Annotated in this window: 24 protein-coding genes; 5 read left to right on the top strand and 19 right to left on the bottom strand. The window is 46.7% G+C overall.

What is annotated here, in order from left to right:
* Positions 1 to 92 precede the first annotated feature (92 nt).
* The gene (locus tag V6668_RS07460; RefSeq protein WP_255319672.1) at positions 93 to 1,514 is read left to right on the top strand and encodes a PLP-dependent aminotransferase family protein; all 1,422 of its coding nucleotides are present in this window, start codon (positions 93 to 95) and stop codon (positions 1,512 to 1,514) included.
* Positions 1,515 to 1,655: 141 nt separating this feature from the next.
* Here the strand turns inward: V6668_RS07460 and V6668_RS07455 are convergent, their stop codons facing one another.
* The 11 genes from V6668_RS07455 to cysT form a co-directional block, all read right to left on the bottom strand.
* Positions 1,656 to 2,282 (bottom strand): ABC-2 transporter permease, encoded by a 627-nt coding sequence (locus V6668_RS07455; protein ID WP_338708053.1) that lies wholly within the window; start codon positions 2,280 to 2,282, stop codon positions 1,656 to 1,658.
* Complete coding sequence (locus V6668_RS07450; RefSeq protein ID WP_036669112.1) at positions 2,275 to 3,141, bottom strand: ABC transporter ATP-binding protein; 867 nt, start codon at positions 3,139 to 3,141, stop codon at positions 2,275 to 2,277. Before V6668_RS07450 ends, V6668_RS07455 begins: the two co-directional genes overlap by 8 nt.
* Before the next feature lie 5 nt (positions 3,142 to 3,146).
* Positions 3,147 to 3,521, bottom strand: coding sequence for a GntR family transcriptional regulator (locus V6668_RS07445; protein WP_036610760.1), 375 nt, complete (start codon positions 3,519 to 3,521; stop codon positions 3,147 to 3,149).
* Positions 3,522 to 3,748: 227 nt separating this feature from the next.
* Positions 3,749 to 4,330 (bottom strand): ATP-dependent Clp endopeptidase proteolytic subunit ClpP, encoded by a 582-nt coding sequence (gene clpP, locus V6668_RS07440; protein WP_017689971.1) that lies wholly within the window; start codon positions 4,328 to 4,330, stop codon positions 3,749 to 3,751.
* A gap of 18 nt (positions 4,331 to 4,348) precedes the next feature.
* Positions 4,349 to 5,221 carry an RNA polymerase sigma factor gene (locus V6668_RS07435; protein WP_338708052.1) on the bottom strand — a complete coding sequence of 291 codons (873 nt, stop codon included), beginning with the start codon at positions 5,219 to 5,221 and terminating at the stop codon, positions 4,349 to 4,351.
* A 118-nt stretch (positions 5,222 to 5,339) separates the two neighbouring features.
* Complete coding sequence (locus V6668_RS07430; RefSeq protein WP_338708051.1) at positions 5,340 to 6,146, bottom strand: MBL fold metallo-hydrolase; 807 nt, start codon at positions 6,144 to 6,146, stop codon at positions 5,340 to 5,342.
* Positions 6,147 to 6,429: 283 nt separating this feature from the next.
* Positions 6,430 to 6,876 (bottom strand): hypothetical protein, encoded by a 447-nt coding sequence (locus tag V6668_RS07425; protein WP_338708050.1) that lies wholly within the window; start codon positions 6,874 to 6,876, stop codon positions 6,430 to 6,432.
* 157 nt (positions 6,877 to 7,033) lie between these two features.
* Positions 7,034 to 8,098, bottom strand: a complete 1,065-nt coding sequence (locus tag V6668_RS07420) for a sulfate ABC transporter substrate-binding protein (RefSeq protein ID WP_338708049.1) — start codon at positions 8,096 to 8,098, stop codon at positions 7,034 to 7,036.
* A 26-nt stretch (positions 8,099 to 8,124) separates the two neighbouring features.
* Entirely contained in the window at positions 8,125 to 9,189 is a 1,065-nt protein-coding gene (locus tag V6668_RS07415) for a sulfate/molybdate ABC transporter ATP-binding protein (protein WP_036610770.1), read from the bottom strand.
* Position 9,190: 1 nt separating this feature from the next.
* Positions 9,191 to 9,988: a sulfate ABC transporter permease subunit gene (locus V6668_RS07410; protein ID WP_036669105.1), complete on the bottom strand. Its 798-nt coding sequence runs from the start codon at positions 9,986 to 9,988 to the stop codon at positions 9,191 to 9,193.
* Positions 9,985 to 10,800 (bottom strand): sulfate ABC transporter permease subunit CysT, encoded by an 816-nt coding sequence (cysT, locus tag V6668_RS07405; protein WP_017689978.1) that lies wholly within the window; start codon positions 10,798 to 10,800, stop codon positions 9,985 to 9,987. Before cysT ends, V6668_RS07410 begins: the two co-directional genes overlap by 4 nt.
* A 494-nt stretch (positions 10,801 to 11,294) precedes the next feature.
* Between cysT and V6668_RS07400 the strand changes: the two genes are divergently transcribed.
* Positions 11,295 to 11,696: a secondary thiamine-phosphate synthase enzyme YjbQ gene (locus tag V6668_RS07400; RefSeq protein WP_036669103.1), complete on the top strand. Its 402-nt coding sequence runs from the start codon at positions 11,295 to 11,297 to the stop codon at positions 11,694 to 11,696.
* A 190-nt stretch (positions 11,697 to 11,886) separates the two neighbouring features.
* Here V6668_RS07400 and V6668_RS07395 read toward each other — a convergent pair whose 3' ends face one another.
* The 5 genes from V6668_RS07395 to tkt form a co-directional block, all read right to left on the bottom strand.
* Positions 11,887 to 12,489: a TetR/AcrR family transcriptional regulator gene (locus tag V6668_RS07395; RefSeq protein ID WP_036669101.1), complete on the bottom strand. Its 603-nt coding sequence runs from the start codon at positions 12,487 to 12,489 to the stop codon at positions 11,887 to 11,889.
* Between the two features lie 5 nt (positions 12,490 to 12,494).
* Complete coding sequence (locus tag V6668_RS07390; protein WP_036669098.1) at positions 12,495 to 13,127, bottom strand: YigZ family protein; 633 nt, start codon at positions 13,125 to 13,127, stop codon at positions 12,495 to 12,497.
* Positions 13,128 to 13,303: 176 nt separating this feature from the next.
* The gene (locus tag V6668_RS07385; protein WP_017689982.1) at positions 13,304 to 14,659 is read right to left on the bottom strand and encodes a glucose-6-phosphate isomerase; all 1,356 of its coding nucleotides are present in this window, start codon (positions 14,657 to 14,659) and stop codon (positions 13,304 to 13,306) included.
* A gap of 236 nt (positions 14,660 to 14,895) precedes the next feature.
* Positions 14,896 to 15,213 (bottom strand): pyrimidine/purine nucleoside phosphorylase, encoded by a 318-nt coding sequence (locus tag V6668_RS07380; RefSeq protein WP_017689983.1) that lies wholly within the window; start codon positions 15,211 to 15,213, stop codon positions 14,896 to 14,898.
* Positions 15,214 to 15,362: 149 nt separating this feature from the next.
* Entirely contained in the window at positions 15,363 to 17,405 is a 2,043-nt protein-coding gene (gene tkt, locus V6668_RS07375; protein WP_338708048.1) for a transketolase, read from the bottom strand.
* 437 nt (positions 17,406 to 17,842) lie between these two features.
* Here tkt and V6668_RS07370 point away from each other — a divergent pair, with 437 nt between their 5' ends.
* Complete coding sequence (locus V6668_RS07370) at positions 17,843 to 18,322, top strand: hypothetical protein (protein WP_051449626.1); 480 nt, start codon at positions 17,843 to 17,845, stop codon at positions 18,320 to 18,322.
* A 74-nt stretch (positions 18,323 to 18,396) separates the two neighbouring features.
* Here V6668_RS07370 and purU read toward each other — a convergent pair whose 3' ends face one another.
* The gene (gene purU / locus V6668_RS07365; protein ID WP_017689986.1) at positions 18,397 to 19,290 is read right to left on the bottom strand and encodes a formyltetrahydrofolate deformylase; all 894 of its coding nucleotides are present in this window, start codon (positions 19,288 to 19,290) and stop codon (positions 18,397 to 18,399) included.
* Positions 19,291 to 19,332: 42 nt separating this feature from the next.
* A complete protein-coding gene (locus V6668_RS07360; RefSeq protein WP_036669096.1) occupies positions 19,333 to 20,439 on the bottom strand; it encodes a deoxyribonuclease IV in 1,107 nt (368 codons plus the stop codon).
* Positions 20,440 to 20,609: 170 nt separating this feature from the next.
* Between V6668_RS07360 and V6668_RS07355 the strand changes: the two genes are divergently transcribed.
* Positions 20,610 to 21,077, top strand: a complete 468-nt coding sequence (locus tag V6668_RS07355; protein ID WP_036669093.1) for a DUF2621 domain-containing protein — start codon at positions 20,610 to 20,612, stop codon at positions 21,075 to 21,077.
* 159 nt (positions 21,078 to 21,236) lie between these two features.
* Complete coding sequence (locus V6668_RS07350) at positions 21,237 to 22,148, top strand: TIGR01777 family oxidoreductase (protein WP_338708047.1); 912 nt, start codon at positions 21,237 to 21,239, stop codon at positions 22,146 to 22,148.
* 12 nt (positions 22,149 to 22,160) lie between these two features.
* Here V6668_RS07350 and V6668_RS07345 read toward each other — a convergent pair whose 3' ends face one another.
* On the bottom strand, positions 22,161 to 23,888 hold the full coding sequence (locus tag V6668_RS07345) for a DUF6382 domain-containing protein (protein WP_338708046.1): 1,728 nt from the start codon (positions 23,886 to 23,888) through the stop codon (positions 22,161 to 22,163).
* Positions 23,889 to 23,947: the final 59 nt, after the last annotated feature.

Raw genomic sequence — 23,947 nt, 5'->3', positions numbered from 1 at the left:
CATATCTCATGGTCTACAGAACAGAATGAACAAAACAGAACAGTTTTCTCCCATTAGCTGTTACAATAGAGTTCAAAAGGAGTGTGAGCCGGGTGGGCAGAACCATGATGATGACAGATAACAGCCTGAAATTATATGAGCAAGTAATCCATTATCTCGTTGTACGTATAGAAGCGGGAGAGTGGGCCGAACATGAAAAACTGCCATCTGTACGAAGCCTGTCCGAGCTACTCGGCGTACATCGTCTGACCGTATTCAAAGCCTATCAGGAGTTAAAAGAACGTGGGAATGTTTATGTGAAGGATAAGTCTGGCTATTATGTCAGCCCAGCGACTCCATTCTCAGTAACGGATCAGGCGGATGATCCCGCCGTGTCTGCCTGGCTGCATTGGGATTCACTTGCACGAGTACAGTCCCTTGAAGCAGAATACCAATTTTCCAAATCGTTAATCGATCCCTCTCTGCTGCCCAACCGTTATTGGGGTGAACTAATGCGTGATTTGCTAGATCAATATCCGCGTTTGCTCGGAACGTATTCCACAATTCAGGGTGATCTGGAATTGCGAAGTGCGCTGGCAAGCCATCTAACGAAAAAAGAACGCTTCTATCTCTCCGCAGACGAAGTGCTCATTACTTCGGGGGCGCAGCAAGCGATTGATGTCATCTCGCGGACGCTGGTCAAACCCGGGGATCGGGTGTTAATGGAACGGCCTACGTATGGACCGGCAATGGAGATTTTCCGCAAACAAGGTGCTCGTCTGATCTTTACGGATATTCACTCGGATGGGTATGATCTGGAGCAGATCGAACATCTGATGAAATCGGAGAAACCACGTTTATTCTACACGACGCCAACTTTTCATAATCCAACCGGCGTTAACGTTCCAGTAGAACAGCGCAAGCAGTTACCTGAACTAGCAGAACAGTATGGTTGTTTTCTGCTCGAAGACGACAGCACCTATGATATCTATTTTAAGGAGAAACCTCCTGCACCCATTTTCACCTACGACACCACTGGGCACACCTTGTACATCCGCAGTTACAGCAAGTATGTTGCACCCGGGCTACGGATTGCAGCCATCATATGCCGTCAGCGTTTCATGCCAGGACTACAGGCTGTAAAATCACTGACAGATAACGGATCGCCTCTTCTGAACCAGAAGCTTTTTCTCCGTTATTTTCAGTCAGAACGTATGCATCAGCATCTCTCCAAGCTGCGGACCGCCATCCAGCTACGGATGGAAGTGATGGAACAATCTCTGCTGGAAACGGACTGGACGTGGACCCGGCCGGAGGGCGGACTCAACTTTTGGGTAGAGCTTCCTGAGGGTGTGGATACAGGGAGACTGCTTCACCGATGCATGGAACAATCCGTTGCCTTTGTACCCGGAACCGTATTCGATTCTTCGGATAATTCAGCCAGTCGCAAGCTGCGCCTGTCCTTCTCTTATGCACATGAACAGCAGATTCGGGAAGGGATGAGCAGGCTCATTACGCTTGCGAAAGAAATGTAAGGTTTGGATTCCTTGGAGCTGACGTCACTCCGAAGAATATCAAGTGCAATTCGCCACTCGCATCGCTGCATCAAAAAAAGTCGCCTTGTGGCGACTTTACTTTTGATGTTCTATACTCTTTACCTGGCACCCGCTCTGTGCTTAAAGGTCTTTTCTTGCAAACAAGCGAATGGTAATGAGATAGGACACCAAAAACAAACCTATAATGCCTACGGAAACCAATGCCATTGTCGTTGTGGTAATCATACCGTTCTCCTTGGCCATACTCATGAGGTACGCAACGGGTTGCGCCAGTATAATCATGCAGACCATGAATATCGCATTGATGATACCAGCACCTTTTTTGCTTAATCCGTAGAAAAGAGGCATGTATATGGAAACTAATACAAGCACCATGCCTACGGCAATGACAATATCCCTAAGTGAATAATTCGGCTTGTTCAGTTCAGGATAATTCAGGTTCACAAGCTGGTGAATCCCAAACGACGCGAGTACCCCGAATAACGTATAGATTATAGCAGAAAGGTACTTGGCTTTTACAATCTGTTTGCGGCTAACGGGGAGTGTGACCAGGAAATTATGATTATGGTTCTTGATATCAATCATGGTTGCCAGCATGACCGAACCAAAGGCTGTGTAGATGCCTACAAAATACATTGACATTTCACTCTTAGGTATAAAGGCGAGACTAAATACCACCAGGTATAACCCAATCGTCCACAGTGAACTTTTTAGTACAATGAAATCTTTACGAAGCAAGTTAAGCATATTTGCGTCCTCCCTTCGCCGTAAAATAAATGAGGTCTTCTAACGTAGGTCTTTGTAAAAGAGCTAACCTGCCAAATAACTGTTCGGCCTCTGCCTTATGATCCGACAATGCTTCAAAACCAACGGCTGTCTCGCGTATTCCGATGAAATGTTTCCGAATGTCGGAATCAAGCAGACCCATATCCCCTTTTACAATCGTATACCTTTCCAGCACATCATCTTTTGCCTCGTTAAACACCAGTTTCCCTTGATGAATAAACGTAATGTAGTCTGCAATACGTTCCAGATCCGTCGTAATATGCGTTGAGAAAATAATAGACCTTGTTTCGTCCTGTATCATATCTGCAAGCAGATCAAGCAGTTCCCGCCTAAACACAGGATCAAGCCCGGATGTCGGTTCATCCATAATCAGCAGATCCGCTTCATGCGACAAAGCTACGGCGAGAGAATACTTAATCTTCATGCCTTTAGACAGATCCTGGATTTTCTTTTTGGGGGACAGTTCGAACTGATCCAAGTAGTCATTGAACGCTTTATTATCCCATTTGGTGTAAAAAGGAGCGATCATTTGTGTCATCTCCCGGATCGTTAGATGCTCATAATAAAAGCATTCATCTGACACAATGCCAAGGCGTTGCTTGATATCAACTTCCTGATTTGGCATCTCACTGCCCAATGTCTTGAGGCTCCCCTTATCGGGCTGGATCAGACCCGTGATCATTTTGATCAAAGTACTCTTTCCCGCCCCATTCGGACCAATAAGTCCAGTGATATATCCTTTTTTCACATCAAGAGATACATTATCTACTTTAAATAAGGGATACGTTTTGGTTACATTACGTAATTCGATAGCGTTCATTATGCTTATTCCTCCTCAACCAACAATGTAAGATGATGGATTACATCCTGTGAACTCATGCCCAGTTCTCTGCTCTCACGAATCACTTCGAGCATCTTCTCTTCCAATTGTTTCATCCGCCGCTCTCGAATAAAGTCCTGATTGGCTCCGGATACAAAGCTCCCTTTGCCTACAACTGAATCGATCAGTTTCTCCTTCTCCAGCTCTTCATAGACACGTTTAGTTGTAATAACACTGACTTGCAGATCCTTGGCGAGCTGCCGAATGGAGGGAAGACTATCTCCAGCAACCAATTCTCCGCTCAAGATGCTCTGTCTGATCTGAGTTAGAATCTGCATGTAGATCGGATCGCTCGAAGCATTCGATATTAAAATATTAATCTTTCCTCACCTCATTGATGTTACGTAGTTTTCGGTAGGTATAGTGTATATATATAATATATACACTATACCTACCGATGGTCAATATTTATTTCACATTATTCTCATTCTGATTCGATCCATAGACACGGGCTAGCTAATCTGGACGACAAAAAGAGGACGTCAGTTTCCTGTTCGTCCTCTTGATTAATCAAGCCCGTAAGGTCACATGACCTTACGGGCTACTGTTATGAGCTGGATATGACCTTATCCACCAATCCATATTCGACTGCTTCCGCAGCAGTCAGGAAATAGTCTCGATCCGAGTCCTTCTCAATTCGCTCAATTGACTGTCCTGTATGGTCGGCTAACAGCTTGTTAAGGCGCTGACGATGCTGAATGATGCGGTTAGCATGAATCAGCATATCCGACGCCTGCCCTCGTGTACCGCCATGTGGCTGATGGATCATAATCTCACTGTTGGGCAGCGCCATACGTTTACCTTTTGTTCCACCCACCAGCAAGATCGTACCAAAGCTTGCCGCCATACCTGTACAGATCGTGGAGATATCCGGCTTCACAAATTGCATCGTGTCATAGATCGAAAATCCTGCGGTCACCGACCCACCAGGGCTGTTGATGTACATCTGAATGTCCTTTTCCGGGTCCTCTGCAGTCAAAAACAATAACTGGGCCACGATGGCATTTGCCATCTGATCCTCAATTTCTCCAGACACCATAATGATCCGATCTTTGAGCAAACGTGAATAAATATCATAACTCCGCTCTCCGCGAGCTGTCTGTTCCACTACATACGGCACTACATTCATATGTGTCGCCTCCTCGGTTTAGGCAACCATGTTGACCGTGTATCCTCCTCCATACGACATCGAGTTCATGCCAGAAGTGGAGTACCCGTACATCATTGGCTGCGTGGATGGAGACGGCAAAGTCTGCTGCAAAATCGTCCCCGCCACAGCCATCGGATCATCAGTCCGATTCAGGCACAGATCAATGATTCGGGCTGTATCCCCATTACGAAATGCCAGCAGATAGCTGCGCAGTTCCTCCCGATTGTCCTCCACTGCGCCTTCTTCATACTGCAATTCAGCGTCCGATTGTCCCAACCTGTGCCTCACTTCAGCTATGGCAGAGCGTGCACGACTTAACGCTGCTTTCACAGCACCTTCTGTCGTATCCAGCATTTCCGCAGTCTCTGCCGCCCTATAACCCATTAATTCACGTAATACATATATCACTCGCTGCCACGGTGGTAGCTTATTTACAAGAAGTTGTACGGCAGACTCCAATTCCTCGAATCGCCTTTCCTCCTCCATCTCGTGTAGGAGCGGCTTCAAGCTATCCAGTTTATAAGCCAATCTCTCCCGCTGACGTAAGATATCAATCCAGCTGTTGCGAGCAATACGAATCAGATAAGCTTCCCAGTTTATATCTTTATTCATCCCGGAAGTTCCAACCACTCTCGACGACAACACTTTGAGACAGGTCTCCTGAACCAGATCCTCCGTGTCTGGAACTGATTTCGTCAGAGATAGACAATACGCATACAACGAACCCATCAGATCGGGTAGTACAGTATGGATGCTTGGGTTCAATTGATTTTTTCTGTCATTGCCATTGAATTCAATATTGAATTTATCTTGTTTACCATCATCATGTGGTCTGTTGATTCTGCAATCCACGGACTTCACAAAGGCCATCTTGGGGGCCCCCCTTTGCTGGTTCCTGATTGATTTTGACTTACACTATGTAAACGAAGAACCCCTTGTAAAGGATACGCTCTTCTGAATTTATTTTTGTTACGCTAGTTAAGTTGAGTTACGCATTCGTTTCCAGCTTTAATGTTCCAAGCGGCACCTTCATCCCGGTAAGGGCAATCGTAATACCTTGATCCAGATTATAATTCTGCCGTACATCGACGTCATGAGACATATGTGTAAAATAGGTATGACCTGGCTTCAGTTCCCGCAGCAGCTCCTGCGCCTCACGCATATCGTACACGGAACGTGTTGAGAATTCCGCAAGCTCATGCACAAAGCTTGTTCCAAGGACCAGCATATCCAGTCCGTGCAATGGCTCTTTTTCGGATGTCTTCAGGTCAATAGCATCTGAACAGTACGCCCAGCTATACCCGTCTCGATCCAGTCGATAGGCGTACGAATACCCGTTATGTCCATGGCATACTTTCCAGGAATGTACCTTCCAGCCGCCTAGTTCAATATCATCATCCGTTTCCAGAAAGTCCATATGACGACCCAACCAAGGAAACTGTCCCTGAATGGTGGCAATCACTTCACGTGGTGCATACAAACGCCCCTTCACACCCAGCCAGCGGCACGCATCCGCCCATTCCGGCAATCCTCCAATATGGTCAAAATGGGCATGAGTGATGAGCAGCGTATGCACCATACGCAATACCTGATCCTCCATCTGTGATCTCCAGTCTGGTCCGCAGTCAATCATGAACTGTTCACCCGCACCATCCCCACCACCGTCAATCAGAACAGAAGAGCGTTTCCGTTTATTCTCTCCCGTAAGCCTTGCCTCTGTACATATTTCGCAATCACAATACACACGTGGAACGCCCATCGCATCGCCTGTGCCCAGAAATGTTAGCTGATCCAATCCGCATTCCCCCTGAATTAATGATATGTAGATTGTAATCGTCCACCTCCGTTTTTGCAAAAAAAAGACCATCCCGCTGCAGTTCTCAACTGCAATTCGGGACAGTCTGTGGTCTGACACTTCACCGTCAGACTTTAATTCCATGCTTCGCTCCATTCGGTTGCGTACGCTTCGTCAGCATGTGATGCAACCTTATAAGCGGGGCATCCGCATGAAGATCACGCCTTACCTTTTAAACAGGCCACGACCGATTAATTCGAGTCACATCCACTCCGCGCTGGAACTATACCAGTGCCCGCAGCTTCAACGTCAGTTCCTGACCCGCAGGTACATCCTTCGAATCCGTAATGACCCAGTTCGATGCAAGCCGCTTCGCCAGTACCTCTGCCTGCTCCGGTTTCAACTGTAATCCGGTGATGATTCCTTCACCCACTGTGAAGTCTTTCTCGGGCTGTACCTTGAAGGCTTTCTCCAACCAGATTCCAAGTCCACCACGCGTGTTAAAGGTAATCCGGTAGCCATCTTTTACTGCTGCCTCCAGATTTTCACCATGCTCATCCGCATACGAGAAAAATTCGTTATATCGGTATTCCTCTTCAGACACGGCGTCAAAAGCGGAAACGTCTTTCGCTTGAATAGCTTTTAAAATTTCTTCCTCAGTCATCCCCTTACCGCGGGCCTGCTCCAGTCGAATTGCTGTACTTTGGGATAATTTGATCTCTGCACTCATCCAACTCACACCTTCCTGCTAGTACTATGTAACAATCATGATTCAGTATACCTCTATTATAACCTTTTGGCAGTAAAAAACCTCCATCTCTACTTCCATTGAAATGAAGGTTTAGTATCTACATGCTCGCTTACCTATTCGATTACATCAGCAATACTCATAATCCAGCGAGCACTTGATACCACACGCCGCGTTTGGAGTACAACGTACTGCGTACCTCGTCCCATCCACCCAGATAGTTGATATCAAATAGTCCTTCTGGCGTTGGGAATGTCGACTCCGTCTGTGCAAATACATCCGGATCTACTGAACGAAAACCATGCTTGGCAAAAATGCGCTGCGCTTCTGGTGTACGCAGATATGCGACAAAGGCTTCTGCCAGTTCGCGATTTCCATGTTTATCGGCATACTTATTCACCACAACTGCCGGGTTCTCAATCAGGATCGTATTTTTTGGAATGACGATGTCATAATCTACACCTTTGGCGATCCGGGCAAGCAATTCATTTTCATACGTGACGATGACATCACCCACACCATATTCGAATGCCGCCATCGAAGAACGCCCACTCTTGTCCAATGATTCAACGTTACGATGTACCTGTTCGAGAAAAGTCTTGGCTGCGGCAGGATCTTTCTTCCCCTTTTGCTCCTCCGACAGTTTCAATCCGGCACCATAAATGGCATTAATGTCCCATTGTGCGCCTCCGGATGTCTTTGGATTGGGGTACAGTACCTTCACTCCTGGCTTGGTTAAGTCCTGAAAATCACGAATACCGAGCGGGTTGCCCGCTCTTGTGCCCAGAACAACAATTGAACGGGTGATCATGCCCTCATTAGGGGTCTGTTTCCAATCAGAGCTAACCAGATCGGCTTTGACCAACTTCTCGATATCACTCTCCATCGCGAGCAAGGCTACATCAGCCTCGAATCCACCAACGATGGCTCTTGCCTGTGTGCCCGAAGCTTCATAGGATTCTTGAAAGTTAATCGTCTGTCCGGTTTTTGCCTTCCACTCCTCTTGGAACTTGGGTAGCAATTCGCCTACAGCATCTTTCGCTACACTATAAGCACCAATCACCAGCGTATTGGATGAATCGTTACCAGAGGGCTCGTTCTGTTCGCTTGACTCCTCCTGCTTGCTGCATCCAGCGGTCATGCAGACGAGCAGAAGCATGAGGGCAACATATAAGAGTATGGCTTTCTTCTTCCTCGTCTGCATGGGCAGCCCCTTTCTTCCACTTGATACTAAATCATCACCGGCATCGGATCTTCCTTCAGTCGGTTCTCAACCACCCAACTGTTGGAGTCATTGAACAGGTATGCACGGTGTACAAGGACGCGAATTTGTTGACCGATCTCCAATGTCGTTTTCTCCAGGGAACGATATGTGATTAACTTATGACCCTGTACATCCACCTCTACCATCCATTCACTGCCGCGGAAATGAAGATGTTTGACTGTACCTTTTTCCGTTGCAGACAACATGGTAAATTCGTTTTTCAAGCCGATTTCAATATACTCCGGTCGAATCAGCGCTTTGGTATGTTCCCCCTCGACGGCATGTTCGAATCCTTTCAACTGGGAGGCATCCTCCACAACCGTAGACTCCCCGATAAATGTAGCCACAAACGGTGTCTGCGGGTTTTTGTAGATATCCCAAGGTGTACCCTTCTGTTCGAGACGACCTTGGCTGATAATCATGATTTCGTCCGCCACTTCAATCGCTTCATCCTGGTCATGCGTTACAAATATCGAAGTAATCCCTACCCGTTCAATCAACTCACGCAACCATGAACGCAGTTCCTGACGGATCTTAGCATCAATGGCCGCGAACGGTTCGTCCAGCAATAATAGCTGGGGCTCCGGGGCGAGTGCTCTGGCAAAAGCAACACGCTGACGCTGCCCACCAGACAACTGATGTGGATAGCGCTGTTCGAAACCTTTTAACCCGGTCAGTTCAACAAGTTCCATAACCCGATCACGAATCTGGGCTTTTGGTGTCTTCTTAACCTTGAGTCCAAAGGCGATATTCTCAAATACCGTCATATGTTTGAACAAGGCATAGTTCTGGAATACAAATCCGATGCCCCGCTCCTGTGGAGGCAGATGGTTCACCACTTTTCCATGAAAGCGAATCTCTCCAGAACCCGGATTCTCCAGACCCGCAAGCATCCGTAGAATGGACGTTTTCCCGCCTCCGCTGGGTCCAAGCAGACCGATCAGATGGCCTTTGGCAATATCGAATGAGACATCTTTTACCGCATGAAAATCACCGAAATGTTTGTTCAGATCACGGACTTCTACATGCATATCAATGCACTTCCTTTCGCTTCTTGGCCCATTCCATCATAAGCAGCAGCCCGACGGAGAAGGTGACCAGCACCAATGCCACACCATTTGCGGCAGCCACATTAAAATTCTCAACATCCTGGTACACCAGGGTTGTTGCGGTCTGCGTTTTGTTCATAATATTACCGGATACCACCAGCACTGCACCGAATTCCCCAAGCGAGCGCGCAACCGTCAAGACTAGACCATACACTACCGCCCAGCGGATCGAAGGCCATGTCACACTCCAGAACGTTCTCCAGCCGTAAGCGCCAAGTGTAGATGCGGCCTCCTCTTGCTGGGAACCGAGTTCCTGCAGGACAGGCATAACCTCTCTGACCATCAGTGGAAAGGTAACAAATAACGTTGCGATCACCATACCCGGGAAGGCATAGACCACATTGAATCCAATCCCTTCAAAAAAAGCACCCATAATGCTGTTAGGTCCCAACATCAACACAATCATCAAACCGCCAATGACAGGAGATACGGCATAAGGCAGGTCTACAATGCTGTTTAGCAGCCCTTTTATCCGTTCACTCAGCCATCCGGCACGAACCAGATAAAGAGCCATCATGATGCCAAACAATGTATTTAACAGGGTGACCACCAGAACCACCAGTCCGGTCATCATCAAGGCATGTAACGCCTCAGGACGCATTAACCCTTTCAGGAATCCACCTGCCCCGTCTTCAAATGCGCCAATAAAAATGCGTCCAAGCGGGATGATCAGCAGTACAATAAATACCACAAACGTCAGTCCGATTAACAGTCGTCTCATCGTCTTCTCCCCCGCATCTGCACCAGATTGATCAGCCAGAGGATCAGGAAGGAGAGCGTCAGGAGCAACACGGATACCGCAGCGGCTCCCGTTGGATTATCACTTTCAATCTCCCCGTAGATAAATACGGAAGCAGTCAGTGTTCTGCCCGGAATGTTACCAGCCACCAGCACAACAGCCCCGAATTCAGCCAGTCCTCTAGAGAAAGCCAACATCCCCCCACTGATCATGCCAGGTGCCATGGAAGGCAAAATAACCTGCATGAACGTGCGAGCCTTGGATGCCCCCATCGTGTACGAGGCCTCTTCCTCGGAAGGATCGATTTCTTCCAGCAAAGGCTGCACTGCACGGATAACAAACGGAAACGTGACAAAGGTCATCGCGATAACAATGGCGGGCTGGTGAAATACAATCTCAAATCCCATGGATTCTGCCAGTTTCCCGATGGCACTGACCGGACCCAAAAGTAGCATAATCATCAAGCCGCCCACCGCTGTTGGCAGTGCAAACGGGAGATCAACCAGACTATTGAGAAACGATCGGCCCACAAAGCGATACCTTGTCAACACCCAGGCGATCATCGTGCCCAAAACCACATTAATCAGCGTGGCAATGACGGCCAGCCGAATGGTCAGCAGTACGGCTTTCCACGCGATGGGGTCCATAATGCTCTGAACAAAGTTGCTCCATCCTTCAGAGAAGGAATTGACGTACACACCGATGATTGGAAGTACAATAAGTACGATAAAATATAACAATACGGTACTGCGGAATCCCCAAGTCCATCCCTTATGACGAAGAACGGTATTCATTGCTGCGTTCCCTCCCAGCCTCCGGTTTTAGCTCCGGTCGGCAGTCTTCCTGGCTTTAATACGACATTTTTCCTAAGTTGGATGATATTACTTTAATATTATTCCCATTAGTCTACTTGGTTTTGCTTTTCTGATACTTTACCAGTTTGCAGTGCTAATCGTCAATGCTTTTATTGAATATAATTGGGCCTCATATGAGAACGATTAATAAAAATCGTACTGTACACTGCGCGGCCAGAACAACCTTCCGATCACTGTTATCCCGAGATTTCTTTCATCCCCTTTTTTAAGGGGAAATCCGGTGATAAAGGCGAAGCTTATGCTTCCGAAGCAGCTTTCCTACAGAAAGCTTTTAGCTTCCGCTTCTTCAGGTTATTTCTGACCTCTCCGTTATTGTGCGATTCACATATCCGTCTTCATATGTGGTTTGTTTGGTATGTAGTGGTTAAGGTACAATCGAGGGTAAGAAATGAGATCCTAAGGAGTGATTTAACATGTTATACAAGAAGAATATATCCACTTCCACACGAGATGAAATGAAGGATATCACATGGGACGTAAAGCAGGTTGTCCAGAGTAGCGGGGTGCAGAATGGGACGGTGCTCATCTACTGTCCACATACGACGGCAGGTATTGCCATCAACGAAAATGCTGACCCGGATGTGAAACACGATGTATTGTTACGCCTTGACGAAGTGTACCCTTGGGAGCATCCCGAGTATCGACATGCCGAAGGTAATACAGCCTCTCACCTCAAATCGATCACAACAGGGCCGTCACAGACGGTAATTATTCACGAAGGCAGGCTGCTGCTTGGCCGCTGGCAAGGCATTTACTTTTGCGAATTCGATGGACCACGTGAGCGGGAGTATTTTCTCAAAATCATGGAAGGTTAGTTGGGTCCAATAGGCCTGCCACCAACTCGTTCATTTTTTGCAAACACAAACAGGCGGTCCACCCTCATTCCGGGTCGGAGCCGCCTGACTTGGTCTGCTGCGTTTACTAACTTTCGCGAGACAACGTTATAAAGAATTAAAGTTATGACAAATCACCGCCCTGAAGTGTAGGGGTGCAACAACAGCGCCATTATTGGTCGCCAGGCTGCTGACCCAGATTGCGGCACAGCACTTTGACATGAGACAGCGCAGACGATTCAATCTCCACAAACGTTAAACGGTCCTGAATGTAATAAGAAATGAATCCGTGCATAGCCAAAAATAGCGTACGCGGTACCCTTTGAATATCCTCTTCCGTACAGTTCGCTTCATTCATATACTGTCTTATAATCGATGCAAACAATTCGAAGCAACGTCCCTGTTCGGTACGACAATAAGACAACAGTTCTTCGTCCCTGATCATAAACATAATTTCGTATTGGTATGGATTCTCCAGACCAAAGCGAATAAACTCCATCATAATGTGCTCTACCTTGCTCACATCATCACGAACCGGCCTGACCATGGCTTGCAGCAGCAAATGCCCTAGATGATTAAAATCTTCAACCACGATGGCATAGAACAGCTCTGCCTTTTCCTTAAAGTGATAATACAGCGACCCATGACTATAGCCCAGATGCTGGCCGATGCTTCGCATCGAAATGGCGCGGTATCCTTTGGTAATAAAAAGGTGCCTCGCCGCCTCCAGTATCCGCTCCCTCGACAACTCCTGTTCGACTGCTCTTCTAGCCATATATTTTATTCCCCTTCAATAAAATAAAGCCGCTGTCCCTCCGTGATCCGGGATTGCCCTTGCGTCAAATCCGTGATCCAGGCTATAAAAGCCTCGGTTTCACTATCCGGCGGAAGACAAGTCAACGTAACCTTATCGGTGAATCCAGTTTCACCTGTACGGACTTCCCGGCTTCTTAACTCATTTTCCACTTTACCCAGCCACGTATAATCCAGTTCAACAAACACTTCACGATGTAGCACGTTGGTAATGGCTTCTCCGGCTTCAATGGCTGCTACAGCTCCATCCGTATAAGCACGAATTAACCCGCCAGCTCCAAGCATAATTCCCCCGAAGTATCGCGTAACCACAATTGCCACATTTTTTAATTTCTGATTTTTGATCACTTCAAGAATGGGTTTCCCTGCTGTTCCGCTGGGTTCACCGTCATCGGATTGCTTCTGGATCTCGTCCCGCTCCCCAATCATGTATGCAGAGCAGTTATGAGTTGCATTCCAATGTTTTTTCTTGATCTCATCGATGAAGGCAACAGCCTCTTCTTCTGTCGTGACCGGCATAATATGACCGATAAATCGCGACTTCTTGATTACAATTTCCAGATTGCCCGGTCCTCGAACCGTGCGATAACGTTCAATCATCCTAAATCCAACTTTCTGATCTTTTCCTGAGTCCATTTTACAAGAAAGCAGTTCACCGCGCGAACGCGGACGAACTGCCCTGGTTATCTACATCCGAGAACCCTGCCTCTTACACGAACAGTGATTCCCGGTTAGATTTACATTACCTTATTCAACTATATGAGCAGGCCGATGAATTATTCTGAAAGTCTCGCTTCGAGCGCTGCTTTCTCTTCTTCAAAGCCTGGTTTGCCCAGCAATGCGAACATATTTTTCTTGTAAGCTTCCACGCCTGGTTGGTCAAATGGATTGACGCCCAGCAGGTAGCCACTGATACCGCATGCTTTTTCAAAGAAGTATACCAGATATCCGAAAGAATATGGAGTCATATCTGGAATGTTCACAATCAGGTTTGGTACTTGACCATCCGTATGTGCAAGCAGTGTTCCTTGGAACGCTTTTTTGTTAACAAAGTCCATAGTTTTTCCTTCAAGGAAGTTCAAACCATCCAGATCGTCCGGATCGGATTTGATTGAGATATGCTCAGCAACTTCAGTAACCTGGATAACAGTTTCGAAGATATTCCGGCTACCTTCCTGGATGAATTGACCCATGGAGTGCAAGTCTGTAGAGAAATCAACGGATGCAGGATAGATCCCTTTGTAGTCTTTACCTTCACTCTCTCCAAACAGTTGTTTCCACCACTCGGATACGAAGTGCAGAGATGGCTCATAGTTTACAAGGATCTCAGTGCCTTTGCCTTTGCGATACAATGCGTTACGAACAGCAGCATATTGATATGCTTCATTCTCAGCTACGTTCGGGTTGCTGTATTCTTTGGATGCGTCAGCCGCACCTTGCATCATTTCTTCGATGCTGATACCAGCTGCTGCGATTGGCAGCAAACCTACAGCTGTCAGAACGGAGTAACGTCCACCTACATCATCCGGGATAATGAAAGATTCGTATCCTTCTGCATTTGCCAGTTCTTTCAATGCACCGCGCGCTTTGTCTGTTGTAGCATAGATGCGTTTGCGAGCTTCTTCTTTACCATATTTCTCTTCCAGTGCTGCACGGAAGATACGGAAAGCAATTGCTGGCTCTGTTGTTGTACCGGATTTGGAGATGACGTTAACGGAGAAATCTTTACCTTCAACCAGATCCAGCAAATGAGTTACATATGTGGAACTGATATTGTTTCCTGCAAAATAGATTTCAGGCGTTTTGCGTTTGTCTTTTGGCAAATTGTTATAGAAAGAGTGAGTCAGCATTTCGATCGCTGCACGTGCACCCAGGTATGATCCACCGATACCGATAACGATGAGTACTTCGGAGTCGCTTTGGATTTTGGCAGCCGCTTTTTGAATGCGAGCAAACTCTTCTTTGTCATAAGCCGTTGGCAGATCAATCCAGCCCAGATAATCGGAGCCTGTTCCTGTTCCGTTGTGAAGCTGCTCGTGAGCCAGACGAATCGGTTCTGCGAAATAATCCACTTCGTGCTGATTTACAAATTGCAATGCCGTGCTATAGTCAAATGTCACTTTTTTTGCCATGATCTCAAAAACCTCCTGATTTCGATTATAGTGCGTGTTCAAACTTTGTAATCAAAAGCGGACTTTTTGAACAACCTCTTATATTATGTCCGTATTCCATTCTAAACAACTTGCCTTAAGGATACTTCAAATCCACGGGGCTGACAAGCTTGCAGCTCGAACTTTGTCGTTAGAATTCAAGAAGCAAAAAGGGTAAACCGAATCCGCGGGTTGCGGTTCTGCTTACCCTTCTTATGTTATTCCGCCGGGTACGAGCAGACGTAGTCAGTAACGCTGCGTATCTCCAGTTTAAATTTGGATTCGGCAGGCACGTGGAACGTAGCTTGACCTTGAATCTCTTGCCACTCTTCTTCTCCGGGAAGCAATACTTTCAGATCTCCAGACAGAATCTCCATAATTTCACGGGAATCCGTACCGAACTCATAACTGCCTGGAAGCATGATGCCCAGAGTCACTTTGCTGCCATCCCCCAAAATAACCGTTCTGCTGGTTACCTGACCATCATAATAAATGTTGGCCTCTTTCACTACACTGACTTGATCGAATTGTGACATGCGTACCCGCTCCCCTGAAGTTAATGAAAACAAAAGGCAAAACAGATCAGGGCGATAACGAATCACCGCCCATCTCTGCGGAAATAACTTACTGCCATGGATCAGGACAGCATGATGCTCTCCCAACCATAACAGCGCTTATGAAGCTATTACAGCAATGCTTTTACGCGGCTAACCACGTTATCCACTGTAAAGCCGTATTCTTGGATAACACGGTCGCCAGGCGCGGAAGCACCAAATGTGCTGATTCCGAGAATGTCACCTTGATCGCCAACATATTTCTCCCAGCCCATTGGATAAGCCATTTCGATTGCAAGACGAGCTTTAACATCCGGAAGAAGAACGGACTCTTTATAAGCTTTGTCTTGTTTCTCGAACAGATCCCAGCTTGGCATGCTGATTACGCGAACTTGGATGCCTTGTTCTGCAAGTGCTGCTTGAGCTTTAACAGCCAATTGCACTTCAGAACCTGTAGCGATAATTTGTGCTACCGCTTTGCCATCTTTTGCATCAGAGACAACATAAGCACCACGTTTCACGTTCTCACGGGAGCCTTCTACTGTTCCTTCCAGAATCGGTAGGTTTTGACGAGTGAGTACGAGTGCAACCGGGTTGCTCTTGTTCTCAAGCGCGTAAGCCCAAGCAGCCGAAGTTTCATTACCATCAGCCGGACGAATAACCGTCAGGTTAGGAATGATACGCAGGGATGCCAATTGCTCGATCGGTTCGTGCGTAGGACCGTCTTCACCAACAGCGATACTGTCGTGAGTCAGAACATACGTTACAGGCAATCCCATCAGGGCAGCCAGACGAACAGCTGGACGCAGGTAATCGGTAAATACGAAGAACGTACCTCCGAATACTTTCACACCGCTGTGCAGTGCCATACCGTTCATTGCTCCAGCCATACCGAATTCACGGATACCGAAGTAGATGTTACGGCCGGAGTAATCTTCAGGTGTGAAGTTCTCCAGGTTGTTCAAGTGAGTCATTGTGGAGCTTTCCAAGTCAGCAGATCCACCTGTCAGTTGTGGCACGTTGTGCGCCAGACCGTTCAGAGCGTTACCGGATGCTACACGAGTGGAAAGAGCTTTGTCTGTTGCTGCATATTTAGGAAGATCACGGTCCCAACCTTCTGGAAGGTCGCCGTTAATCGCTGTTTCGAATTGAGCTGCCAGCTCAGGGAAAGCTTTTTTGTACTCGGCAAATTTCTCATCCCAAGCTTTGTTAGCAGAGATACCACGATCTTTCACTTGTGCAAAGTGATCGCGAACTTCAGCTGGTACGTGGAAGTTTTCTTCGTAAACCCATTTGTAATACTCTTTAGTCAATTTGGCTTCGTCTGCACCCAGTGGAGATCCGTGAGTACCGCCGTGGCCGCCTTTACCTTGTTTGTTCGGGCTACCATAACCAATAACCGTTTTAACTTCGATCAGTGTAGGACGCAGTGTATCTGCTTGACCTTCCTGAATTGCTTTTTTGATTGCAGGCAGATCGTTACCATCTTCAACGCGCAGCACTTGCCAGCCATAAGCTTCAAAACGCTTCGCGATGCTTTCGGAAGAAGACAGATCCAATTTACCATCCAACGTGATGTCATTGGAGTCGAACAACATGATCAGTTTGCCCAGGTGCAAACGTCCAGCCAGGGAAGCTGATTCATGAGATACGCCTTCCATCAAGTCGCCATCACCACAGATTGCGTAAGTGTAGTGGTCAACTACGTTGAATTTGTCTTTATTGTATGTTGCGCCCAGTTGAGCTTCAGCCATCGCCATACCTACAGCCATTGCAATACCTTGACCCAGTGGGCCGGTTGTTGCATCAACACCTGCAGTATGTCCGAATTCCGGGTGACCCGGAGTTTTGCTTCCCCATTGACGGAACTGTTTCAGTTCTTCCATTGGAAGATCATATCCGCTCAGGTGCAGCAAGCTGTACAGCAACATGGAGCCATGTCCTGCAGACAGGACAAAACGGTCCCGGTTAACCCAAGTTGGGTGGTCCGGGTTATGAGTCATCGTTTTTGCAAAAAGTTGGTACCCCATTGGAGCGGAGCCCATCGGCATACCCGGATGTCCGGAATTTGCCTTCTCAATTGCATCAATCGCCAAAGTACGTACGGTAGTAATCGACAGGTTGTCGATTGTAGTGTTCTCGTCCTTTTGAATCGCTTCGTTCTTGTCAGTCATGGTTTGTCCTCCTCATGTCTTTAGATAAGTCGGGTGCGCAAGCGAATCCCTCTCATCATACAAGCAAACCGAATTTCACAATAAGTGAATCCGCTTGAGTGTTTCATTTTGACTTATTCACTTTTGTATTGTATCACTTGGCGTGAAGCTTTTCCATAACCTTCTTTTAGAAGTTCGTGAAAAATTGGTGGTTTGTGATGAATAATCCTTGGCCTATCAAGCAAAAATCGCACTGTACAAGGTACTAAATTCCAAAAACAGACTTAAGGAGCCTCGCAAATCCATCGCATGAAGTATAACCTTTAACCTGAAAACCATGCATTTTTTAGATATTCATCCTCAATTCACATATAATGTTCCTTAATATGGATTACAAAATTCGGGCTGTGGTTTACTTTTTTCAGATGTACACGCGTCAATCATAGGAGGTCTCGATCATGCCAGATCCTGCTGCTCACCCATCAACATCGGCAAAACACTCATTACCCTGGATATCCGGTATTTTAACGGGAATTCTCTCGGGAGTTGTCCTGGGATTTTTCCTCAAAATGATTCAGGCCATCACAGGTGAAAAAGTATATACTCTGCTGCTGAATATTGATTTTGTGCCTGGTCTTCCGCCAACCTTACCCGAATTCATTGAATTTTCTCTGCATCTAATCGTGTCCGTTGTCATCGGTATCTTCTATCTGTGGTGGGTAAGGCATTCAGGCCGCCCTATGATCAAAGGAATTTTACTTGGTGCGGTCTCGTCCTTGCTCTATATCCCACTCTCTCAAATGTCATCACGTGTGCCAGACCTATACGATGTGTCCGCCATCCTCTACTGGATTGTTGGACATCTGCTGTTTGGTATTGTGCTTGGCTTGTGCGGAAAGTATATCAACACAACAAAAAAAGCGACTCCCGCTTCGTAAACGAATTGGGGTCGCTTTATTGTTAGTCTATTACGTGGTTCCGAATCAACCTTGCACAGTATTAAAGCGTGAGCTTAAAATACAACGGTTTTATTTTCGTGAACAAGCACGCGGTCTTCGACATGCCATTTCACGGCACGTGCGAGCACAACACGCTCAATGGTACGTCCAATACGCTTCAGCTCGGTTACATCGTCCCCGTGGCTTACACGCTGCACATCCTGTTCAATAATCGGGCCGCCATCCAGTTCTTCCGTAACATAGTGCGCTGTCGCACCGATTATTTTGACACCGCGGTTGTACGCCTGCGCATACGGTTTACCACCCACGAAGGCTGGCAGGAACGAATGGTGAATATTAATGATTCGATTGCGGTAATGCTCAATGAACATCGGAGAGATGATCTGCATGTAACGAGCCAGAATAATCACATCCACATCGTTGCCGATGACGTCCAGTTGGCGCTGTTCCGCTTCTTTTTTCGTATCTGCTGTAACTGGGATATGATGATATGGAATGCCAAATGATTCTACATAGTCCTTCATGTCCAGATGGTTGCTGACCACAAGCGCAATATCTGCATCCAGGTCGCCTGCCTGCCATTGCCACAACAATTCAACCAGACAGTGATCTTCTTTGGATACAAAGATAGCCAGTTTCTTCTTGCGGCTAACCGCAGATAACGTCCATTCCATTTGGAAACGGCTTGCCACTTCTGCAAAATCGGCTTCCAGTTTCGGCAAATTGACCAACAATTGCGGAAGATCAAACTCAATTCGCATAAAGAACATGCCGCCAGCAGGGTCCATTGTATACTGGTCCGACTGAACAATGTTTGCACCATGCTGGTGTAGGAAATGAGATACGGCAGCTACAATTCCTGGACCATCAGGACAGGAAATAAGCATGCGCGCACGATCGGCGCGGTTTTTAGAATCAGGGCGTACTTGTTTAGCGTGGATCTCCATCGGGTTATTCTTCCTCCTTCAATTAAGCCATGACCTGCGGGATTAACCCGCAAGCCATGCAATCAAGCGATGATTCAGTTGTTCTTCATTCAAATGCGGGAATAGTGCAGCTTCAGTCACCATGTCATAGAGGCGTTCCAGTGGTTCGCGCGGATCTGCCTTTTTGGCTTTAGCATCATTTTTGAGCAACGTCCACACATCCAGAATATACGAACGAGACTCAATCTCTTTACCTTTGAAAAAGTGTTGCAACTGTTCTACTTCAGTCAGGAATTCCTGGCCAAATCGACCGGCAACATCCCCACGAAGCAGCGCAATCTCAACCTCATACATTGGACGCTGTGTCTTGGACTCTTTACCAATCCAAGGTGTCTCCAGAATAAATGGACGTCCTTGAAGCTTCTCATGGTTGACGATGCTGTTAATCGCTTCAAACCCGATCCAGCCAGAGCCAATTGGTGTATGACGGTCCTTGTGCGCACCCACAGCATTCTTACTATCATTAATATGCATTACGGCAATGCGGTCAAGTCCTACCGTACGATCGAATTGTTCCAGTACACCGTCAAAATCATTAACGATATCATATCCGGCATCATGAATGTGACATGTATCCATACACACAGTCAGGCGCTCGTTATATGTTACTTTCTCGATAATCTGAGCGATCTCTTCGAAACTGCGACCCATCTCCGTACCTTTGCCAGCCATGGTCTCCAGAGCGATGTTCACATCCGTGTCTTTCACACCCTCCAGCACTTCATTCAATCCTTCTGCGATCCGTCCGATCCCATAGTGGGCATCTTTGTCTGTAAATGCGCCGGGATGTAATACGATGTTCTTCACACCAATAGCATGTGTCCGACGAATCTCTTCCTGAAGGAAATCTACAGCCAGTCTAAACGTATTATCTTTGTATGAGCCAAGATTAACAATGTACGGTGCATGGACAACGATATCTTCCATTCCACCCTCTTGCATGGCAACCTTGCCTTCTTCAATATACATGGACTCAATTGGCTTGCGACGTGTATTCTGTGGTGCACCCGTATATATCATAAACGAACTGGAACCGTACGAGGACGCTTCCTTCGTTGCACTCAATAATCCCTTGTCCGAAAAGGACACGTGGGAGCCGATTTTCAGCATTATTGATCCCCCTTATTCTGAATTATCCCTTATTCTAACGCGATTATCGAAATAAATCTAGAAATGCGCTATAATTCGGGATAGAGCCTATTTTTGACAGCTAATATGTGGAACATGGGTAGACGGAATCCGTCTTTCCGTGAAAATCAATGAACCGAGGTGACTCCGCAATGATTTTCGACTCCTACGTGATAATACTGAACAGCTATTCCCCCAGCAATTGGTTTATGAATACGATCGCATTCTGGACTTTTTTATTGCTAGGCAGCATGTGTATCGGTGGATTTTTCATGATGCGCAAGTTTTTGAAAGTGCTACCAAAAGCAGACGGAAAGTCCAAACTGGATTGGCAGAATTATTGGGTTGAAGCCAGCCGTCACTTATGGACAGATGAAGCCAAAGCTTTTTTGGATCAACTAGTGGAGCCTGTGCCCGGGCCATTTCGTGACATCGCCAAACATTCCATTGCTGCAGAGATCGGTAAGATTGCAGTCGAAGACAATGCCACGGAAGTATCGAGAGATCATTGCATCAAAGGATACATTATTGCCACACCGAAGCGGGATAATAAGTTTTTGGTCAAATTTTTGGAGAAAAACAAAATCGATTATTCCCCTTATCAACATTTGATTAAATAAAATAAAAGATGAGTTAAGTGGCATATAGATTTGGTTAATTAGATACAGATATGCTCCGTCAGGTAAGTTTTTCCCAACAGGCATTGCTTACCGTACGGGGCTGTTTGTCGATCCAACGGTATGTATCAGCGTAGTGAAATTACAGAGAGGATGTTTGATATGAAAATTGCCATTTGTGGAGGTACCGGATTTGTAGGAGGAGCACTTGTAGATTACTGGTTGCAAGCCGGGCACCATGTGAAAGTTATTACACGAAAACTGCCTGACTTGCATAATCCAAGTGAAAATCTTACATATATATCGTGGGAACAAGTCGAAGAACAACCTCACTTGTTGGAAGGTATGGACGCTCTCGTTAACCTTGCCGGAGAAACGCTGAATCAACGATGGACAACCAAGGCGAAGCTGGAGATTGTTGAATCCAGAGTCACGACCGTAGCGCGGGTAGCCCGATTGGTGGAATCCCTGGAACAAAAGCCGGAAGTCGTCGTCCAGGCTTCTGCCATGGCCATCTATGGAACCTCTCCTAACGAAACCTTTGACGAGAGCAGTCCGCAAAAATCAATGAATTTCCCGTCCCGGGTCTCGGAACAATGGGAAGTTGCTGCAGATGCAATCAAAAATGTAAGACTCGTTAAAATCCGGGTAAGTCTGGTTCTTGGACATAAAAGAGGTGCTTTTCCATTGATGAAACTTCCTTATATGCTGGGTGTTGGTGGCAAGATCGGCAGTGGCAAGCAATGGACTAGCTGGATTCACATTATGGATATCGTAAGACTCATTGATTTTAGCATTCAAAATAAACAAGTGTCAGGTCCAGTCAATGCTTCCTCACCGAACCCTGTTACCAATGATGAATTCGGTCGTACGGTCGGTAAAGTGTATCATCGCCCTCACTGGTTCCCCGTACCCAGCTTCCTGATTAAAACCTTGGTTGGAGAACTATCCGTTGTCGTGCTTCAAGGGCAGAGAGTCATTCCGCAAAAAGCTCTCGACCACGGTTTCCAATTCACTTTCCCAACCTTAACCCAGGCACTGGAAGATCTGAAGCACCGCGGCTTATCTGATTGATTGAACTATGTCTTATCCAACCGACCGATAAGTGTAGACTGATTCCGCAAGTGTAAATGTGTCTCCATCCGCCAATGGATACTCCTTATACGGAGCAAGAATATTGCCCTGAAGAATGGTGCCATTGACGGAACCCAGATCCTTAATCACATAGCCCGATTTGTTCCGGCTCAATTCCACATGAGCACGGGACACGCCGGTCGCTGTGTCCACCCACTGAACCATGTCTGCTGATCTTCCGATGACAAAAGATGCTCCTTGCACATCCATCCGTTCATGTTGGTCACTGCTTCCAGATCTTCGTTCAAGATAATAAGACGCCATCACCGGGCCTGCCCCTGTAACATTACCTCCACTCAGATTCTGCAAATTTACGGTTGCCTCCGCAACTGCATCCTGTCGAATTAGCTCTGAAGTTGAAGCTACCGTTTCCACATGGCGCTGAACTAACGGTGGTTCGGAGTGTTCAGATGCCATATGCAAATTTTGAAAACGGGAATGCTCGCTACCACCTTCTGAGGCGGATGCAACCATTTGGTTTATGCGTTCCTCTTTCCTATCAGCTGTATTCCAGCGCCAACTTTCCTGAAATTGTTCCTCTTCATCTTCCATTTGCTTACCTTTGTTCTTACCTAAATTGAATGAAAAAGACCGCTTATTCTCTGAGTCATTATGAGGGCTTCCCTTGCGCTTCCACGTCCATCCTGCTACACCAAACAAGCCAAGGCTTAGTACCATGCACAGGATCATCTGCGTCTGTCCTGGTTGCTCCATGTAAATAAATCTCCATACCAATGCCATGGCAACCATACAGCCCAATATGATATAAGTTACTTTGGAAGATCCGGGCTTTTCCTCCACTTCCATATCAACACGCTCTAGCGAATCATACGAGTTACTTCCTTTCTTATCCATACCGATTGAACTCTCTAATGGAACTTGCTCAGGTGAGCGCCTGCCTGGAAAGGTTCGAGATCTCACCGGAATGTCTTCAACCTCGAATTCATTTGTTTTCTGTGGCTGACGGAAATTTAGTTGCGGCCCCACACCAGCATTTTGAACGGGAGGACCGGGTTGATATGGCCGAGAAGTACCAGTGGCTAGCCTGCTATCTCGCTCAGAAATCGACGAATGAAGATCACCTCTTGGATCATTGGGTGTGTCCAAAGTTCTGGACGAGAGAAATGCTGCGCCTCCTCCATTCTCTTGCTCGTCAGCGTATAATTCCAACAGAAGCTCTCGCAACTGTCTGATATCCCAGCGTTCGTTGTCACATAACTGCAGAACACGCTGAATACCTTCTCCCTGCAGTTCCTGTACATGTGCCATCAGTCTGATCACTAGCTCACGGAATTGCTGAGGCGTTGGATCAACTTCAACTGTATCCATGATTGGAACATATACTATCCCAAGCTCACCCTGTTCGAATGAACCGTTAATGAACAAAGACTCTTCCTGGATCAATAATTTACGAGGCTCCAACATATACTGTCGGCATTCCGTGAAGGCATCGGCTAGTTGGAACAACAAACCATACAGAACACGCAATTTGATTTTGCTTGACTTTAACATCTGAGATAACATCTTGTACCCTGATATGTCGTACTGCAAAGTTACATTTCGATCGACTTCCCGAATATGAACAGGAAGAAGTCGCGGAATCTGATTGGAGGACAACATCCCCATCTGTACACGGCTCAATTCCTCCATTCGTAACCCGTCTGCTTTCTCCAAAACCATGAAAGCCCCACCATTACGAATAAAATCTCTCGTTAGTCCATACATGCCAATCCTCTCTT

This window comes from Paenibacillus amylolyticus (genome assembly GCF_036894225.1).
GTDB classification, from domain to species: Bacteria; Bacillota; Bacilli; order Paenibacillales; family Paenibacillaceae; genus Paenibacillus; species Paenibacillus amylolyticus.
This window is presented reverse-complemented; position numbering and strand designations above follow the sequence as displayed.

What these genes read in the sequence shown, in the direction of transcription:
- V6668_RS07455 (WP_338708053.1), bottom strand. Translation starts at nt 2,282, where the DNA reads ATGCTTAACTTGCTTCGTAAAGATTTCATTGTACTAAAAAGTTCACTG.
- V6668_RS07450 (WP_036669112.1), bottom strand. Translation starts at nt 3,141, where the DNA reads ATGAACGCTATCGAATTACGTAATGTAACCAAAACGTATCCCTTATTT.
- clpP (WP_017689971.1), bottom strand. Translation starts at nt 4,330, where the DNA reads ATGAATGTAGTGCCGTATGTAGTGGAACAGACAGCTCGCGGAGAGCGG.
- V6668_RS07435 (WP_338708052.1), bottom strand. Translation starts at nt 5,221, where the DNA reads ATGGCCTTTGTGAAGTCCGTGGATTGCAGAATCAACAGACCACATGAT.
- V6668_RS07425 (WP_338708050.1), bottom strand. Translation starts at nt 6,876, where the DNA reads ATGAGTGCAGAGATCAAATTATCCCAAAGTACAGCAATTCGACTGGAG.
- V6668_RS07420 (WP_338708049.1), bottom strand. Translation starts at nt 8,098, where the DNA reads ATGCAGACGAGGAAGAAGAAAGCCATACTCTTATATGTTGCCCTCATG.
- V6668_RS07415 (WP_036610770.1), bottom strand. Translation starts at nt 9,189, where the DNA reads ATGCATGTAGAAGTCCGTGATCTGAACAAACATTTCGGTGATTTTCAT.
- V6668_RS07410 (WP_036669105.1), bottom strand. Translation starts at nt 9,988, where the DNA reads ATGAGACGACTGTTAATCGGACTGACGTTTGTGGTATTTATTGTACTG.
- cysT (WP_017689978.1), bottom strand. Translation starts at nt 10,800, where the DNA reads ATGAATACCGTTCTTCGTCATAAGGGATGGACTTGGGGATTCCGCAGT.
- V6668_RS07400 (WP_036669103.1), top strand. Translation starts at nt 11,295, where the DNA reads ATGTTATACAAGAAGAATATATCCACTTCCACACGAGATGAAATGAAG.
- V6668_RS07395 (WP_036669101.1), bottom strand. Translation starts at nt 12,489, where the DNA reads ATGGCTAGAAGAGCAGTCGAACAGGAGTTGTCGAGGGAGCGGATACTG.
- V6668_RS07390 (WP_036669098.1), bottom strand. Translation starts at nt 13,127, where the DNA reads ATGATTGAACGTTATCGCACGGTTCGAGGACCGGGCAATCTGGAAATT.
- V6668_RS07385 (WP_017689982.1), bottom strand. Translation starts at nt 14,659, where the DNA reads ATGGCAAAAAAAGTGACATTTGACTATAGCACGGCATTGCAATTTGTA.
- V6668_RS07380 (WP_017689983.1), bottom strand. Translation starts at nt 15,213, where the DNA reads ATGTCACAATTCGATCAAGTCAGTGTAGTGAAAGAGGCCAACATTTAT.
- tkt (WP_338708048.1), bottom strand. Translation starts at nt 17,405, where the DNA reads ATGACTGACAAGAACGAAGCGATTCAAAAGGACGAGAACACTACAATC.
- V6668_RS07370 (WP_051449626.1), top strand. Translation starts at nt 17,843, where the DNA reads ATGCCAGATCCTGCTGCTCACCCATCAACATCGGCAAAACACTCATTA.
- purU (WP_017689986.1), bottom strand. Translation starts at nt 19,290, where the DNA reads ATGGAGATCCACGCTAAACAAGTACGCCCTGATTCTAAAAACCGCGCC.
- V6668_RS07360 (WP_036669096.1), bottom strand. Translation starts at nt 20,439, where the DNA reads ATGCTGAAAATCGGCTCCCACGTGTCCTTTTCGGACAAGGGATTATTG.
- V6668_RS07355 (WP_036669093.1), top strand. Translation starts at nt 20,610, where the DNA reads ATGATTTTCGACTCCTACGTGATAATACTGAACAGCTATTCCCCCAGC.
- V6668_RS07350 (WP_338708047.1), top strand. Translation starts at nt 21,237, where the DNA reads ATGAAAATTGCCATTTGTGGAGGTACCGGATTTGTAGGAGGAGCACTT.
- V6668_RS07345 (WP_338708046.1), bottom strand. Translation starts at nt 23,888, where the DNA reads ATGGTTTTGGAGAAAGCAGACGGGTTACGAATGGAGGAATTGAGCCGT.